Annotated in this window: 16 protein-coding genes, 1 pseudogene and 3 riboswitches; of the genes and pseudogenes, 1 reads left to right on the forward strand and 16 read right to left on the reverse strand. The window is 42.1% G+C overall.

The window, feature by feature from the left end; translation table 11 throughout:
• Positions 1–14: 14 nt before the first annotated feature.
• The 4 genes from spxB to HMPREF0849_RS01920 all read right to left on the reverse strand — a co-directional run bounded on the left by spxB (position 15) and on the right by HMPREF0849_RS01920 (position 5,126).
• Positions 15–1,790: a pyruvate oxidase gene (gene spxB, locus HMPREF0849_RS01900; RefSeq protein ID WP_000191819.1), complete on the reverse strand. Its 1,776-nt coding sequence runs from the start codon at positions 1,788–1,790 to the stop codon at positions 15–17.
• Positions 1,791–2,116: 326 nt separating this feature from the next.
• Positions 2,117–4,339, reverse strand: coding sequence for a heavy metal translocating P-type ATPase (locus tag HMPREF0849_RS01910; RefSeq protein ID WP_000136332.1), 2,223 nt, complete (start codon positions 4,337–4,339; stop codon positions 2,117–2,119).
• A gap of 9 nt (positions 4,340–4,348) precedes the next feature.
• Positions 4,349–4,720, reverse strand: a complete 372-nt coding sequence (locus HMPREF0849_RS01915) for a cupredoxin domain-containing protein (protein WP_000933323.1) — start codon at positions 4,718–4,720, stop codon at positions 4,349–4,351.
• Positions 4,721–4,730: 10 nt separating this feature from the next.
• Entirely contained in the window at positions 4,731–5,126 is a 396-nt protein-coding gene (locus HMPREF0849_RS01920; protein WP_001167191.1) for a CopY/TcrY family copper transport repressor, read from the reverse strand.
• Between the two features lie 183 nt (positions 5,127–5,309).
• A riboswitch (TPP riboswitch) is annotated at positions 5,310–5,408 on the forward strand.
• Positions 5,409–5,491: 83 nt separating this feature from the next.
• On the opposite strand from HMPREF0849_RS01920, the gene thiD reads away from it, so the two are divergent.
• Complete coding sequence (thiD, locus tag HMPREF0849_RS01925; RefSeq protein WP_000221721.1) at positions 5,492–6,283, forward strand: bifunctional hydroxymethylpyrimidine kinase/phosphomethylpyrimidine kinase; 792 nt, start codon at positions 5,492–5,494, stop codon at positions 6,281–6,283.
• Between the two features lie 47 nt (positions 6,284–6,330).
• Here the strand turns inward: thiD and thiE are convergent, their stop codons facing one another.
• The 12 genes and pseudogenes from thiE to HMPREF0849_RS01985 all read right to left on the reverse strand — a co-directional run.
• Positions 6,331–6,963 carry a thiamine phosphate synthase gene (gene thiE, locus HMPREF0849_RS01930; protein WP_001078211.1) on the reverse strand — a complete coding sequence of 211 codons (633 nt, stop codon included), beginning with the start codon at positions 6,961–6,963 and terminating at the stop codon, positions 6,331–6,333.
• Complete coding sequence (locus HMPREF0849_RS01935; RefSeq protein ID WP_009013519.1) at positions 6,956–7,759, reverse strand: hydroxyethylthiazole kinase; 804 nt, start codon at positions 7,757–7,759, stop codon at positions 6,956–6,958. Before HMPREF0849_RS01935 ends, thiE begins: the two co-directional genes overlap by 8 nt.
• Positions 7,759–8,283 (reverse strand): energy coupling factor transporter S component ThiW, encoded by a 525-nt coding sequence (gene thiW, locus HMPREF0849_RS01940; protein WP_001244055.1) that lies wholly within the window; start codon positions 8,281–8,283, stop codon positions 7,759–7,761. Before thiW ends, HMPREF0849_RS01935 begins: the two co-directional genes overlap by 1 nt.
• Positions 8,284–8,310: 27 nt before the next feature.
• Complete coding sequence (tenA, locus tag HMPREF0849_RS01945; protein ID WP_000397200.1) at positions 8,311–8,979, reverse strand: thiaminase II; 669 nt, start codon at positions 8,977–8,979, stop codon at positions 8,311–8,313.
• A 10-nt stretch (positions 8,980–8,989) separates the two neighbouring features.
• On the reverse strand, positions 8,990–9,640 hold the full coding sequence (locus tag HMPREF0849_RS01950) for an energy-coupling factor transporter transmembrane component T (protein WP_000598425.1): 651 nt from the start codon (positions 9,638–9,640) through the stop codon (positions 8,990–8,992).
• Between the two features lies 1 nt (position 9,641).
• Positions 9,642–11,027 (reverse strand): ATP-binding cassette domain-containing protein, encoded by a 1,386-nt coding sequence (locus tag HMPREF0849_RS01955; protein WP_000523384.1) that lies wholly within the window; start codon positions 11,025–11,027, stop codon positions 9,642–9,644.
• Entirely contained in the window at positions 11,028–11,588 is a 561-nt protein-coding gene (locus tag HMPREF0849_RS01960; protein ID WP_000915265.1) for an ECF transporter S component, read from the reverse strand.
• Positions 11,589–11,737: 149 nt separating this feature from the next.
• A riboswitch (TPP riboswitch) is annotated at positions 11,738–11,826 on the reverse strand.
• 123 nt (positions 11,827–11,949) lie between these two features.
• Positions 11,950–12,618: a TenA family protein gene (locus HMPREF0849_RS01965; protein ID WP_000449811.1), complete on the reverse strand. Its 669-nt coding sequence runs from the start codon at positions 12,616–12,618 to the stop codon at positions 11,950–11,952.
• Positions 12,619–12,836: 218 nt separating this feature from the next.
• A riboswitch (TPP riboswitch) is annotated at positions 12,837–12,925 on the reverse strand.
• Positions 12,926–13,073: 148 nt separating this feature from the next.
• Positions 13,074–14,210 carry an L-lactate oxidase gene (lctO, locus tag HMPREF0849_RS01970; protein WP_000120736.1) on the reverse strand — a complete coding sequence of 379 codons (1,137 nt, stop codon included), beginning with the start codon at positions 14,208–14,210 and terminating at the stop codon, positions 13,074–13,076.
• Positions 14,211–14,453: 243 nt separating this feature from the next.
• Positions 14,454–15,086 (reverse strand): orotate phosphoribosyltransferase, encoded by a 633-nt coding sequence (gene pyrE / locus HMPREF0849_RS01975; protein WP_000170908.1) that lies wholly within the window; start codon positions 15,084–15,086, stop codon positions 14,454–14,456.
• A gap of 33 nt (positions 15,087–15,119) precedes the next feature.
• Positions 15,120–15,821, reverse strand: a complete 702-nt coding sequence (gene pyrF / locus HMPREF0849_RS01980) for an orotidine-5'-phosphate decarboxylase (RefSeq protein WP_001206753.1) — start codon at positions 15,819–15,821, stop codon at positions 15,120–15,122.
• Between the two features lie 229 nt (positions 15,822–16,050).
• Positions 16,051–16,926, reverse strand: a pseudogene (locus tag HMPREF0849_RS01985) (cell division protein FtsQ/DivIB); the annotation flags it as partial.
• Between the last annotated feature and the right edge of the window lie 115 nt (positions 16,927–17,041).

A 17,041-nucleotide genomic window follows, 5' to 3' on the forward strand; every position in this document is an offset into this window, starting at 1 on the left:
GTTCCACGAAGGAATTATTTAATTGCGCGTGATTGCAATCCTTCTTCTTCCAAGAAGAGGCGGAATGGTACGAGTTCTTCTGCTTCGTATTTTTCCTTGAAGTCTTTGATTGCTTCTTCTGAGTGAAGTTTTGGATCCAATTCAAGTACTTCTACTGGAAGTGGACGGTGTGGAGTGATGCGAGCATCGATCACAACAGTTTTACCTTCTTTGTTGAGTTTAACAGCTTCTGCAACAACTGCATCGATGTCTTCGATACGGTCAACTGTAAATCCTACAGCACCTTGAGCTTCAGCGATTTTCGCATAGTCAGCATTAGGGAAGTCACAACCAAACAAGTGTTTGTTTGTGTCTTCGTATTTGTCCTTGATGAAGGCATATTTACCATTTGAGAAGACAACGTTGATAACTGGAAGGTCGTATTGAACGTTTGTGATAACGTCTGGGTAGCACATGTTGAATGCACCGTCACCCATGATGTTCCATACTTGGCGATCTGGATTGTCTTTCTTAGCAGCGATACCACCAGGAAGGGCAATACCCATTGTCGCAAAGAGTGGAGATGTACGCCACATGTTCTTAGGTGTCATGTGAAGGTGACGAGTAGATGTTTGAGTAGTGTCACCTACGTCGATTGAGTAGATAGCGTCTTGATCAGCATGTTTGTTGATTGCATTGTAAACTTGATACAATTGCAATTCACCCTCAGTTTTACCTTCGATTTTGTTCATGTAATCACGCCAGTTTTGGTTGTTCTTAACGTTTGCACGCCACCATGGAGTAGATTCAACTGGGTTCACTTTGTCAAGGATAGCTTTAGCTGCTTGACCTGCATCACCAAGGATTGAAGCGTCTAGGGCATGACGTTTACCAAGTTTGTAAGGGTCGATATCCACTTGGATGAATTTTTCAGTATTCTTGAATGCTTGGTAAACTTCAGCAAATGGGAAGTTTGAACCAAGGAAAAGAACTGTGTCTGCTTCAAAGACCACTTCGTTGGCTGGCTTCCAACCAACACGGTAAGCAGAACCTGTCAAACCTTCATAGTTCCATTCAAAGGCTTCAAAGTTTTTACCAGTTGTGATGATTGGTGCTTTGATTTTACGTGACAATTCAGTAATCACTTCACCAGCTTTAACACCACCGTAACCAGCATAGATAACTGGACGTTCAGCATTGTTCAAGATTTCAACAGCTTTGTCGATTTCAACTTCGTTCAAGGCAGGAGCGATGAATGAACGTTCGTACGAACCTGAACCGTAGTATGAGTTTTCATCGATTTCTTGGAAACCGAAGTTTACTGGGATTTCAACAACAGCTGGACCTTTTTTAGAAACTGCAGCACGGCAAGCTTCGTCGATTACTTTTGGCAATTGCTCAGCGTAAGCTACACGTTTGTTGTAGACAGCGATACCGTTGTACATTGGGTTTTGGTTCAATTCTTGGAAGGCATCCATGTTAAGTTCGTTAACAGGACGTGATCCAAGGATAGCAAGGAATGGAGTGTTATCCATAGCTGCATCGTAAACACCGTTAATCAAGTGAGTCGCACCTGGACCACCTGAACCAACTGCAACTCCGATTGAGCCACCGAATTTAGCTTGCATAACCGCTGCAAGAGCACCTGTTTCTTCGTGGCGAACTTGCAAGAAGCGGATATCTTTGTCTTCAGCCAAAGCGTCCATCAATGAGCTGAGTGTTCCTGATGGGATACCGTAGATTGTGTCTACTCCCCATGTTTTCAATACGTTAAGCATTGCTGCAGATGCAGTAATTTTCCCTTGAGTCATAATGATAACTCTCCTTCAAATATTTTTAAAACTTGATAAATCCGTTTTCATATACTAATTGGAAACGTTTCAGCAAATTTTTACTCTACTACTTTACCACATTTGTTTTGGGTATCCTAAGAATGTGCTCAGAAGTTTTTATTCTCTATTACAGTACAGTTTGAAAACGTTTTTAATATCTGTTTTATAATAATACTCAATGAAAATCAAAGAGCAAACTAGGAAGCTAGCCGCAGGTTGCTCAAAACACTGTTTTGAGGTTGCAGATAGAGCTGACGTGGTTTGAAGAGATTTTTGAAGAGTATAAAAAGCGAGCAAGCTCGCTTTTAGTCTATTTTACTAAAGTTTAGCATGAGTGAACTGGTTAAAACAGATACAGAACTAAAGGCCATAGCTAGACCTGCCAGTTCTGGATTGAGAACGAGACCAATTCCTGAAAAGACTCCTGCTGCAATCGGAATTCCGGCGACATTGTAGATAAAGGCCCAGAAAAGATTGAGCAGAATTCGATTGAAGGTTTTCTTGCTCATGTCAAAGGCACGAACCACTCCTAGGAGGTTATTAGTTGTCAACACCAAATCTGCTGACTCGATGGCAATATCTGTTCCAGCTCCCATAGCAATCCCCACATCTGCTACACTGAGGGCCGGCGCATCATTGATACCATCTCCAACAAAGGCCAATTTGCCATTCTTTTGAAGCTTGTGAATTTCATGTGCCTTTTCCTCTGGCAAGACATTTGCAATCACTTCTTCGATCCCAATTTGCTCTGCAATAGCATGGGCTACTCCAACATTATCTCCAGTAAGCATGACCGTTCTGAGGCCGCGTTTCTTTAATTTAGCAATGGCTTCTCGAGCATTTTCCTTAGGGACATCCTGCAAGGCAATTAAGCCTTTTAACTGACCATCTACGGATAGGAAGACAACTGTTTTTGCTTCTTTCTCAAGCAAATCAAATCGTTCTTGATAATCATGTGGAATAGCAAGGTCAGCTAAAAGTTTAGAATTCCCCAGCAAGACTTGTTTCCCATTGATAATCCCAGTCACACCTTTTCCATGCAAGGCTTGGAAGTTTTCCACTGGGTAAAGGCTAATTCCTAGTTCAGATGCACGATTAACAATAGCTTGAGCTAGCGGGTGTTGAGATACATCTTCCAGTGAAGCAGCCAAACTTAGCACTTCTCTTTCATCACCGATAACATCTGTCACTACTGGCTTCCCTTCGGTCAAGGTTCCTGTCTTATCAAAAACAACCGTTTGGACTTTTTGGATTTCCTGTAAAACTGTACCATTTTTGAGAAGAATCCCCATCTTGGCACTTCGTCCTGTTCCTACCATGAGTGCTGTCGGTGTCGCGAGTCCTAGTGCACAAGGACAGGCAATAATCAAAACTGCTACTCCATAAAGAAGAGAAGTCACAAAGCTATCTCCAAGTAAAACAAACCAGACCCAAAAAGTAAGAAGTCCTAAAATGACAACTGCTGGTACAAAAATCCCTGAAATCTTGTCGGTCAAATCTTGAATAGGAGCACGACTCGTTTGCGCTTTTTTCACAAAGTCCACAATCTGAGCCAGCATAGTCTCAGAACCAACTTTTTCAGCTCTAAAGATGATCGTACCACTATTATTGATGGTTGAACCAATGACAGCATCTCCAACTGATTTATCGACTGGAATACTTTCCCCAGTCACCATTGATTCATCAATACTCGTTTCACCTTCTAAGACAGTCCCATCAACGGCAATTTTTTCACCTGGTCGAACGCGAATCAGGTCACCTACCTTGACTTGCTCCAAAGGGACTTGAACATAGCGGTCATCACGCAAGACTTCTGCTGTTTTAGCTTGCAAATCAAGTAATTTCTCCACAGCTTGGGAAGTGTTTTTTCGCATTTTCTCCTCAAAAACTGCCCCTAAAAGAACGAAGAAGAAGATAAATGCAGCACTTTCAAAGTAAACGGGGAGACCAGCGAAGAGGGCAACTAAGCTATAGAAATAGGCCACTAGGGTTCCCAGAGCAACCAGGGTATCCATGTTGGCATTGCGCTTTTTAAAGCTGGCCCAAGCACTCTGGATATAAGGACCACCTGCTACTAGCATGATGGGTGTTGTGGCTAAAAAGGTGCCCCAACGCATGACTTGGTGACTAATTCCTCCTGTCGACATCCCAATCATGATAATCACAAGAGGCACAGTAAAGATACTAGTAATCCAAAAACGTTGCAAAAGTGACAAAGATTTTCGAGTCTTCTCAACTACGGTATAACTTCCCTTTTGCATCTTCATACCACATGAGAATGCATGCTCACCCAACTCTTGAGGTGTAAAACGAATTGTCTTCTCTTCATCTACGCCGATTGGTTCCAAGATGCCTTCTTCTTCAAACAGAATTTCCTTATAACAGTTTGAAGGAGTTGTACGATGAAAAGTAATTTCAGCGGGAATTCCTTTTTGAAGCTGGATGTGGGCTGGATGGTAGCCTTTGTCTGCCGTGATACGGATTTTTTGAACACCATTTTCAAGACTTGCTTTTACGATTTCAGTCATAATATTCTCCTATTCTACAATCATCTTACCGTGCATCATATTCATGCCACAAGAGAAACCATACTCTCCAGCCTGTTCAGGTGTGATTTCCACTACATACTCCTCACCCATAGGCAAGTCCGCATGCACTCCAAAATCTGGGAAAACGATTTGATCCAAGCAAGGTGAAGGATCTTTTCGATCAAAAATAATGCGAGCAGGTTGCGATTTTTTGAGGATAATGGTTTCTGGAGTATATCCTCCCATGACCTCCACTCGAATTTCTTGATAGCCATTCTTTTGCTGAGCTCTCTTAGCATCTTCTTGCGGTTTTTTGAAAAACCAAAAGAGGATAAAAGCAATCATTCCTAAAACAACAATAGATACAAATAGATTTAACATAGCGTCTCCTTTACATACAATTACATCTTACTTCTGTTACAGCGCTTGATTTCTTCTTAGAAATCACTTCTTCCAAGCCTTCCAAGTCAGCCAGAGTAAAATCACATTCAGCAATCAAATCAGCCAACAAGTTCTTAATCCTACGGGAACAAACCTTGTCTTTAATATCTTTAATAAGCAAATCCCGACTTTGGTCCAAAGTTAAAAGGGCTGAATAGACAAAGGACTTGCCTTCTTTTTTCCTTGTCAGACACTCTTTCTCAACCAAACGAGCCAAAAGAGTTTGAATGGTTGACTTGGACCAGTCGAACCGCTCCGCCAGAACCATGATCAAATCCGTACTGGTCTGCTCCCCTTGCATCCAAATAATCTTCATGACCTGCCATTCTGCATCTGAAATCTGCATAATCACACCTCCTAAATCTACATTTGTAGATTACAGTTATTAGTATACTCCGAAAATCTACATTTGTCAACTATAATTTTTATTATTTTTTCGAAAAATAGAATTTTAATCATGTAACGAGAGATTTGCAGTCAAATTTTACTATATAAACTATAAAAATATGCTATACTGAAGAAAAAAGAAAACAACCACTAGGGGTGCGTAAAGCTGAGATTAACAACTGTTAGATCCCTTTGACTCAATCTAGGTAATGCTAGCTGATGGAAGTGGAAATGATAATGAGGACTACTTGTCTTCTATTGCTTTCCTAAAACAGACTAGCTTGTTCTTTAGAATACAAACTTCAGTTGGTTGGGAGGTTTTAGATGACTTATTTACCCGTTGCTCTAACCATTGCAGGGACTGACCCTAGTGGCGGTGCTGGCATTATGGCTGATTTAAAGTCATTCCAAGCTAGAGATGTCTATGGAATGGCCGTTGTGACCAGTCTTGTCGCTCAAAATACCAGAGGCGTTCAATTAATCGAGCACGTCTCAAACCAAATGCTGGAAGCTCAATTGGATAGTGTCTTTTCGGATATCAAGCCTCAGGCTGTAAAAACAGGGATGTTGGCAACTACTGAGATCATGGAGATCATCCAACCCTATCTTAAAAAGCTGGATTGTCCCTATGTGCTGGACCCTGTTATGGTCGCTACGAGTGGGGACACCCTGATTGATACCAGTGCGAGAAGCTTCCTAAAAACAAACCTGCTTCCTCTTGCGACTATTATCACCCCCAATCTTCCTGAGGCAGAAGAGATTGTTGGTTTTTCAATCCATGATCCAGAAGACATGCAACGTGCCGGTCGCCTGATTTTAAAAGAATTTGGTCCTCAGTCTGTGGTAATCAAAGGTGGCCATCTCGAAGGCGGTGCCAAGGATTTCCTCTTTACTAAGGAGGAGCAATTTGTCTGGGAAAGTCCTAGAATTCAAACCTGTCACACCCATGGTACTGGATGTACTTTTGCTGCAGTGATTACGGCTGAACTAGCCAAGGGGAAGACCCTTTATCAGGCAGTCGATAAGGCCAAGGCCTTTATCACAAAAGCCATCCAAGATGCCCCTCAACTCGGTCATGGTTCTGGTCCAGTCAACCATACAAGCTTTAAAGATTAAGAAAAAACTCTCTAGTTCCCACTATAAGGGAATTAGAGAGTTTTTGATTAGGAAATAATGTCATCCAGCTTTGTTAAAAAAGCTTGCGTTTTTGCTTCTATATCTTCTGCCTGCATCAGATCGCGTACGACTGCTACTCCAGCTATACCCGTACCGCTAAGTTGGTCAATGTTCTCTGACGTCAAGCCTCCAATAGCAACTACTGGAATGGCAACCGTTTGGCAAATGGTTTTCAAGGTTGAAATCAGAGTGATGGGTGCATTTTCTTTGGTCGTAGTCGGGAAAATGGCTCCTGTTCCCAAGTAATCCGCACCCGATGTTTCTGCTTCGAGGGCTCTTTTAACTGTTTTAGCAGTGATACCGAGGATTTTTTCAGGACCCAAGACTTGGCGGGCAACCGAAACTGGTAGCTCATCGTCGCCAATATGCAGACCTGCAGCATCAACCGCGAGACAAACATCCAAACGATCATCGATTATCAAGGGTACTTGATAGGCATCTGTTATTTCCTTGACTTGTTTTGCCAGCTGATAGTATTGGTTGGTAGTGAGATTTTTTTCTCGTAGCTGGATGATGGTAACACCTGAACGGCAGGCTGTCTCAACTTTTTCAAGAAAGCTTTCCAAGGAATCTTGGTAGCGATTGGTGACCAGATATAGTCTGAGTGCTTCTCTATTCATAAAAGTCTCCTTTGATGGCTTCTAGCCAATTTTCGTCTCTTCTTAGGAGAGAGAGTTGATTGAGAACTTGGTAACGAAAACCTTCCAATCCCATTCCTTGAACAACTATTCTCTCAGCAGCGATATTGAGATAAGAGACCGCTAGGCAAGAAGCTTCAAAGGCAGTCTTTCCTTGGCTAAGAAAAACGGCTGTCAAGGCTCCAACCAAGTCTCCTGTCCCTGTTATCCAGTCTAATTCGTCACAGCCATTTCCCAATATTGCAACCTGATTTTCCGAAACGATGAGGTCCTTGGGGCCAGTGACTAAGAATGACATACCAGAATAGGTCTGACACCAGTCTTTCAAGGCTTGAAGCAGATCCTCAGTTTCTTGATCCTTATGGCTAGCATCAACCCCGACTCCGTGGTGCTTTAAACCAACAAGACTTCGGATTTCCGACATATTTCCTTTAAGGACCGTGGGCTTGTATTCTAAAAGATCTCTAACTAGTCCCTTACGAATGGGAGATGCTGCTACGCCAACCGCATCTACTACCATTGGGAGACAAGTTTGAGCTGCACAAGAAGCTGCCATACGGATTGCTTTTTCCTTCTCAGCAGACAAATGCCCCAAATTGATGAAAAGAGCTTGGCTTTGTTTGGTAAAATCAAGGACCTCACGGGGATCATCTGCCATGACAGGTTTAGATCCCAGAGCTAAAACCCCATTGGCCAGCATCTCACAAGAAATCTCATTGGTGATGCAGTGAATTAAGGAGCTGGAGGTTAGAGGAAAGGGATTTGTAAATTCCTGCATCAGTCTATCCTTTCACCAAAGAAATATCCTTGTACTTTTTTAAAGAATTCCTGCTTGATTAAAAATCGAAAGGCAAGAAAAGCTATGGCTGTACCGATCAAGGTTGCTCCGAAAAATCGAGGAGTGTAGATAAACCAGCTGAGCTTGGCCGCAGATCCCGTAAAGAGAACCATGACAGGATAGGAAACAATAGAACCGATAATCCCTGTTCCCAAGATTTCTCCTAGGGCAGAATAATGAAATTTTCGACCGTACTTATAAAAGAGACCTGCAAGGAGGGCTCCAAAAGTAGCTCCTGTGAGGGCCAAGGGCGGAATACCTTGAGTAGACATACGGATAAAGGCTGTGACTGTAGCCATGACCAAGGCATAAACAGGCCCCATCAAGATTCCTGCAAGAATGTTGACTACACTGGACATTGGTGCCATCCCTTCAATTCGAAAGATGGGTGTAAGAACTACGTCAAGAGCAATCATCATGGATAAAATGGTTAATTTGTGAACTTGTAGTTGGTGGTTTCTCATTTTCTATTTCTTCTCTGTTTCTAAGGACTACAAATCACTCGTCCAGGTTTGATGTTGGTAAGCCATCTCCCAAAACTTGGCTTCCATGTGGACACTTCGGTGGAAAGCCTCTAGCATTTTTTGTTTGTCCGTCTCGTCGCTTTCTCGATAGAGCTGATTGACCAGGACTTCTTCCTCTTTAATCTGCTGCTCTAATTCATCGGTGATATAGGTTTCAATCCACTGTTGATAAAGAGGATTCGGGGATGGTTTGCGATTAAGTTCCTTGCCCAAATCATGGTATAGCCAAGGACATGGGAGCAAACTAGCAAAAGCAATGCCCAAGTTTGGCTCTTCAAATTGCCGATAAATGTGAGAAATGTAATGATAGCAGGTGGGAGCGATTGGATGTTGCTCCATTTCCTGATCGCTGATTCCTAATTCCTTGAAAAATTGTTGGCGGATAAACAACTCACCCTCCACTAGACTCTGGGCATTTTGTTTCAAGAGTCTTTTCATCTCCTCGTTGGAAGTCTTATCAGCCAAGAGGTGATAGGCTTCTGAAAAAGACTTCAGATAGTAGGCATCCTGAATCAGGTAATAGCGGAAAATAGAAGGTTCTAACGTTCCCTCTTGTAACTGTAATACAAATGGGTGCTGAAAGGAAGCCTGCCAAGCTTCCTTGGATAATTCCATCGCAATATCTGTAAATTCCATAATAACTCCTTTATAGAAATAAACTGGTTTGAAGAAATAAAAAGAACAGCAGGTAGATTAATTTTGTTTTTTTAGAAATATAAAAAGTCCGATAGCGATTCTCCAAATGAACATGTTCGTCATATCCATGTGCAGACAGGGCCCTCAAGTAGAGATGGCGCCATCTAAAGACCGTCATCAGAACCTTGCTGTAAATCAAGGGCGACCAAACATGCAATTTTTGACCACGCAATAAGCAAGCTTCCTTGAGGGACTTGATTTCCTGCTGAATGAGGGGAAAGGCATTGAATACCACAATCAAGGCATAGGCCCAAGACCGTGATAACCCCTTTTGAGCCAAGTACAAGAGAAGCTCTTTTAGGGAAATGCTGGAAATAAAGACAAGGCCGATACAAACGGTCACAAAGGCCCTCGTTCCAAGCATGACTGCCTGCGAAGCATCCCCATGTAACTGTACTGCCCAGTAATTAGCAAAAGATGGTAAAATGGCTAGCACAAGCATCCAAGCCAACATTTTAAATCGACGGTGGTAGAGCATGAAGAGAATGCAAAATGCGACTACTGAAAGATTAAGAGCAATCGAAGGAATGAAGGATGTTTCCAAGGATAAAATTAGAAAGAAGAGGCTGATAACTGGTGTCTTGGTTGCTACTTTGATCATACTACCTCACCTCCCCTAGAGTATCATTGTTCAGAAATGGGAGAGGTTTGCTGATGGTCACGTCTTGGAGATGACTGAGCCCCTCACTAGTCATCTCAATCCAATAATCAACCACAGAGATCAAGGGATCTAAACGATGGCTAATAATCAAAAAACTTCTTCCTTGATTGCTCTCCTCCAACATCCACTGACAAAAGTAGTCGCAGGCTCTATCATCCAAACCTGCAAAAGGTTCATCTAGCAAGATCACAGAAGCCTTGCTGGTCAAGATGGTCAAAAGCTGAAGAATCTTTTGTTGGCCACCACTTAATTGATAGGGACTCTTCTCAAGCGCCTGCTCCAGATTAAAATATCGTAAAGCTTGGACAATCCGCTGATTTCTTTCCGAGTCTGGACTATCTAATTGCAGTTCCTCTCTCAGACTGACTCGGATAAACTGCTTCTCAGCTTCCTGAACAACACCGGTCAGATCACGATACAAACTCTTTTTCTTTTTCAGGACTTTCCCCTTCCAAGTAATTCGCCCCTTATACTTTTGAAATTGAAGAATAGAGCGAAAGAGGGTTGATTTCCCGACACCATTGTCACCCAAGATACAGGAAATTCCTTGGTAGATAGTAAAATCCGCAAGCGAAAAGAGGGGGCGATGATCCAGCTCACAAGTCACACGATCCAAATGGAATAGTTCTGAACTAGAAGCAACTTCCTTTGAAGCAACCTGTGTCATCTCAGAGTAAGGGATTTGAAACACCTCCCTTAACTGGCCGTCTCTTAGCTCCACCATATGGTCGATATAGACTTCATAGTCTGATAAATCATGGTCGCACAGGATGACTGTCTTCCCATCAAGAACCAACTCTTTTAGAATCTCCAATATCTCGATTCTGCTCTTGCGGTCAATGGAAGCAAAGGGCTCATCCAAGAGATAGACCCTAGGATTCATGGCAAAGAGGACAGCTAGCGCAGCCTTTTGCTTTTCCCCACCTGATAGGTGATGAATGGGACGGTGCAAGATTGGCTCGCAACGACATTGCCGAACCACCTCTGCTATTTTAGAATCAATCTCTTGAACAGGATGGCCGATATTCTCCAAGGTAAAAATCAATTCCTCAAACAAGTTCTCCATAGTAAATTGATGATTGGGATTTTGAAAGAGAATGCCAACTGTCTGGACACGTTCGACGATAGAAAGCTGACTGACTTCGCTCCCATCTATCAGGACTTGACCACTATAGGGAAGAGAACTGACTTGGGCAATGACTTGAAAGAGGCTGGATTTTCCTGAACCACTGCTCCCAACTAACAAGGTAAAGGCTTGCGCATGAAAAGTAAAATCAATTGGCTCTGAGAAGATTGGGGACTGAATCTCCCGTAATTTCAAGCCCATCTATTCCTTTCCTCCAGCTGCAAACTGATGGTAGAGTTTTACAATGGCACGAACCAAGATGGTACAGAAGAAAAAGACGGAAATAAAACGCACCACCAGCAAGGAAAGGACAAAAGGAAGGGAGAAGGCATAGTAACCTAATTTAATGTATTCATAGACAAAGCTAAAAAGGGTAATCCCAATACTATTAGCAGTTAGAGAGAGCCAACTTTCATAACGATTCTTGGTCACAAGAAAGCCAAATTCACTTCCCAAACCTTGAACCAAGCCGGATAACAGAGCGCCTAGACCGAATTGACTACCATAAAGGACTTCAGCAAGTGCAGCGAGCACTTCTCCAATCGTTGCGCTTCCGATTCTTGGAACAAAGATAGCCGCAATGGGCGCAGCCATACACCAGAGACCAAAAAGGATCTCATTGGCAAAGGCCTGCAAACCAAGAGGGGCCAAGATCAGGGTGAGAATATCAAACAGATAGCCTGAACCCACAAAAACGCCACCAAAAAAGATAGACAAGAAAGCAAGCAAGATAACATCTTTTAACTGCCATTTTTTCAACATAAAAAAACTCCTTTTTTAAAGAAAAGTGGGGCATTCAAGGAGAGCTACCTAAACAAGCCTATCCTCTTTTGATAAACAAAAAAACTCCAATTACAAACGAGAATTAGAGTTTACCTTACAAGATTAGACAGTTCATTTCGCCATACGAAAAAAACCTTTTCACATTTCCCTTCGCCAGTCTTAACTGTATCAGGTTCAATGGGTATCATCTCAGCCTAAAGCACCCCAAATGTCTTTATTATTTAATTACTGGACCAGTATAACAGAATTTGAAAGCCCTAGCAAGATATTTGACCGGAAAATATATTTATATAGTTTGTTTGTTAATTCTTTTAATCTACATAAAAGTATTGAATCTGTCCTATAATTCATAACCAATATCAAAAAAGGCTAATTCCAAAGCAACTGCTTGATTCCAGCGTTCCTGAAGTTCTGTCAAATCTTCTCGATTTTTCCCGACACGATTAAGTTCATCAACTAGAAATTGAACCCACTCTGCAAAGAAAGGACCTCTGTGGAGATTAATCCATTCCAAATGAATATAGGCTTTAGGTAGTGCCAAATCTTTAGAACCCCAGTCTAAATAGAGACCTTCTGCAATGACCAGCATGACCAAAAGATGGGCATAGTCTGATGAAGACACAGCAGAATACATTAGCTCCTGAAAGGCTTTTGTTATAGGGTGCAAAGTCACTTCTATATATTCATTCTCTGCTACTTTTAACTCTTTGAAAGCCTTTTGGAAATAGCCGTCTTCATCTGCTTCAAGAAAACCTAGTTGCTTGGCAAAACGAAGCTTGGATTCAAGCTGGTCTGCGTGGGCTACGCAGGCACCCAGCATGGATAAGAAGGCATCAAAAAAGTGATAATCTTGAATTAGGTATTCTTTTAAGACATTATTCTCAATTGTTCCTGCAAAAAGTTCCTTGACAAAACGATGATTGATTGCAGCCTGCCAATCCTTCTGACTGCTTTTTAATAATTCTCCAACAATCAAACCTGGCTGAAATGCATAGTCTTGTGTTTCCATATTTACTTCTCCTATCTTTACTCCTTAGTAATTAATAAAACACCAAGAGATACCAAGCAAAATCCTAGTTTCACTTGATCCTTTTAAAGAAAATTGAGGGCATTTACAGAGAGCTACCTAAACAAGCCTATCCAGTTTATATAAACAAAAAAACCCCAATTACAATTAAGAATTAGAGTTTACCTTACAAGATTAGACAGTTTCCTTCAACATACGAAAAAAACCTTTTCACATTTCCCTTCGCCAGTCTTAACTGTATCAGGTTCAATGGGTATCATCTCAGCCTAAAGCACCCCAAATGTCTTTATTATTTTATTACTGGACCAGTATAACAGAATTTGAAAGCCCTAGCAAGATATTTGACTGGAAAATATATTTATATAGTTTCTGATAACGATTTAATCTTTCTATACACGAAGAAAAACCCCCACATCAGGTGGAGGCCGTCTTACTTATCAATACAATTTCAAGTCACGTGGGTCAACTGGGAAGGTTGGGTTGTATGGGTTGTGACGAAGTTTGAAGTGTTTGACATCTTCAATAGTCTGAGTTCCAGATAACTGCATGACTGTCTTCAATTCTGCATTCAAGTGTTCAAAGACTTGACGCACACCAACACTACCACCAAGGGCCAAGCCATAGATAACAGGGCGCCCAATAGCCACTAGGTCTGCACCTGAAGCCAAAGCTTTAAAGACGTGCTGACCGCGACGAACACCAGAGTCAAAGACAATTGGTACTCGTTTATCAACTGCTTCAGCGACTTCTTGAAGTGAGTCAAAGGCCGCTGGCCCACCGTCGATTTGGCGGCCACCGTGGTTGGTTACCCAGATACCAGAAGCACCTGCGGCAAGAGAGCGTTCAACGTCCTCACGGCATTGTGGCCCCTTGACATACACAGGAAGTCCTGAGTATGCAGCGATAAATTCTACATCGCGTGGAGACAAGCGTTGTTTGGCTGATTTGTAAACAAAGTCCATTGATTTACCAGCACCTTCTGGCAGGTATTCCTCAACAATTGGCATACCAACGGGGAAGACAAAACCATTGCGCTTGTCGACCTCACGATTGCCCCCTACAGTTGCATCCGCCGTCAAGACAATCGCTTTGTAGCCTTCAGCCTTCACACGGTCCATGATATGGCGGTTGATCCCGTCATCCTTACTAAAGTAAAATTGGAACCAATGAGGTGTCCCTTGAAGAGCTTCCGTAATTTCTGGAAGGTCAACGGTAGAGTAGGAACTAGTTGTATAGAGAGAACCAAATTCATGCACACCACGCGCAGTAGCCACTTCACCTTGTTCATTTGCCAATTTATGAGCCGCAACAGGCGCCATAATGATGGGTGAAGATAATTTTTCACCTGCAAATTCAATCTCTGTACTTGGATTTTCAACATCACAAAGCGTATGTGGAACGATGAGTTTGTGGTTAAAGGCACGGATGTTCTCGCGTAAAGTGAAAGTATCCTCTGCTCCACTAGCGATATAACCGAAGGCTGCTTTAGGAATGACTTGTTGCGCCATTGGCTCCAAATCATATGTATTGATGAAATCTACAGGTCCTTCTGCATTGCTTGTTTTATATGACATAAAGTGTCCTCCTTATTAAGTAAGCGTTTACTTTTTTCTTACATAAATATCTTAACCCTTTTTCAGATTCCTTTCAAAAATTTTGTCTGGAAATTTCAAACTGATTATCTGAATATGCCCCCAAAAAAGAGAGGACTCTCATTCTACCATTATCCTATATTCTTCTTTACCTTTAGGGAGCTTTGTTTTATTGCCCACATATAAAAAATCAGATAATCCTAGTGACTACCTGATTTTCTACTTTTAAGCGTTTTGCCAATTTTCTTGGTCTTCCTTAAAGCGTTTTAGGAGGTCGAGTCCTTCTGGCGTAATGTAACCTTCTTCTTGGGCTAGGTGGATTAGTTCACTGTAGTTTGAAAGAGTCACCAATTTTACACTAGCGTCTGCGAAGTTCTTATCTGCTTTTGGCAATTGATAGCTGAAGATAGCTACGACACCAAGAACATCGGCTCCTTCGCGTTTAGCTGCTGCTACGGCTTCAAGAACAGACCCACCCGTTGAAATGAGATCTTCAACAATAACCATCTTTTGCCCCTGAGCTATGCGACCTTCGATTTGGTTACCAGCTCCGTGGTCTTTTGGTTTGCTGCGGATGTAGGCAAAAGGCAAGTTCATCTTGTCAGCAATGATAGCTCCGTGTGGAATTCCTGCTGTCGCAGTTCCTGCAATCACTTCTACTTCTGGAAATTTTGCTTTAATAGCTTCCACAAAACCATTTTCAATTAGGGTACGAGTCTCTGGATAGGCTAGCGTCACACGGTTGTCAGTATAAATCGGCGATTTGATACCAGATGCCCAAGTAAAAGGCTCTTCTGGTTTAAGGTAAACTGCCTGAATTTTCAAGAGGTGGCTAGCAATATCTTTAGCAAGTGTCATAGTATTCTCCTTTTATTTTTATAATCTATTTCTTTAATTTCTGTCTTGGTTCCATTCATCCTTGATAGCATGATAAGCTGCAACAGGATTCTCAGCTTGGGTAATAGGACGTCCCACTACGATATAGTCACTACCGATTTGATAAGCATCCGCTGGCGTCATGACGCGTTTTTGGTCTCCAACCGCAGCTCCAGCTGGACGAATTCCCGGTGTCAAACAGATAAAATCTGAATTGGTGGCCTGCTTGATGAGTTGCACTTCCTGAGCCGAGCAAACGACACCATCCAAGCCCGCTTCAGCTGTCTTCTTGGCATAGTGAATCACAGACTCTTGCAGAGTGGTTTGGATATTTTGAAAATCCTGCATCTGACTTTCCGACGTTGAGGTAAGCTGGGTCACAGCGATCAATTTGGCTTGTGTCCCCAGACCTTCACGCGCAGCCTTCATCATCTCCACACCACCAGCAGCATGAACATTGGTCATGTCTACACCAAGCTGAGATAAGACCTTCATAGCCGATCTAACTGTATTGGGAATGTCATGTAGCTTGAGGTCCAAAAAGACACTATGCCCCAGTGACTTCAAATAACGGACAACTTCCGGACCTTCCGCATAATAAAGCTCCATCCCCACTTTTAAATAAAGACTTTCTTCTGCTGGGAAAAGAGATAAAAATTCCTTGACTGCCTCAAAACTAGGAAGATCAAGAGCAATAACTGGACGATGTTCACGCATACCTTTCTCCTTTTACCTTTGTAAGCTAGAGAGCATGAAAAAAGGAACCTGCCAACAGCAAGGTTCCACGAAAAATGGGTAGAGTCCACCCTTTCACCGTCTAACCTTAGCTGCCTCTCTGGACTGCTTTAAAGGTTTTTTTCTATTTTATTATTTATAGTAGGACTTGTCAAGCAAAAACTTGAAACTGGACTTCTATACCATTCAAAAATCAAGAGAAAAAGTTAGTCTAACGACTCTGTGACTGCTGGCTCGTTTGACTTTGATTTCCCTGTTCTTCTTGTTTTTTCTTTTCTTCTTCCTGTTTTTTCTTCTCAGCTTCCTTAGCCTCTTGCTTGGCTTTTTCTTCTGCTTCTTCTATCAGCTTATCCGCTATGGTATAGCTGTATGCTCCAGCCTCCATATCGACTACACTCGGTTCAGACAATTGTGGCTTGATTTTGCTGTAATAAGGCAATTTCTTGCTCAATTCTGATAGGGGAACCAAAATCTCATCTGTATCCAGCATGGTAATTTTTAAAAGATCTGCTGTTGCCTTGCTCGGCGCTAATTCGATTTTCTGGATTTGACTCTTGATATCCTCACTGATGGTAGACAATCCTGTTATCAGCTTTTTCACCTGCTGCTCATCGTTAAAGGTAACTGTCAGATAAGTCTCAGGCAAGTTTAAGCGATCAACAGGAGTTGACTCTACTGTACCACTAGAAAGAATTGGATAATACTCTTCACCAGACACATAATAACCAACAATATCAAATTCCTTAACCTCAATCGTAAAGTTAGTCGGAAATTGATAGTTAATCTTCGCTGATTCTATCCAATGATTGGACTTGATTCGCTCAGCGTATGTTTCCTTATCCAACAATAGAGCTAAAGTATAGTCACTATCTTGAATCCCAGAAGCCTGTTTGATGTCATCCGCCTGGGTGTTACTATTCCCCTTAACCTCGATATTTTTGATGGTCGAAAGTGGAGTCAATAGATAGACTGAAAGAAGGAGGACCAGGACACTGGGTACCAAGATACTCACAGCTCGCCAAATATGAACAGGCGCAATTTTAGGTTTGGCTGGTTTCTCTGGTTTTTCTTTTTTCTTTCTTTCTTCTTTTTCCCTTCTTTTGTACTTTTCCGGTCTATTCCTTTTTGTAGTATTTTTTCTTTCTTTTTCGGTATTAGTTCCTTGTCTTGGTACTTGAGGTCTTCCTCATCTGACTCACTCG

The sequence above is a fragment of the Streptococcus sp. C300 genome (assembly GCF_000187645.1).
GTDB classification, from domain to species: Bacteria; Bacillota; Bacilli; order Lactobacillales; family Streptococcaceae; genus Streptococcus; species Streptococcus oralis_CQ.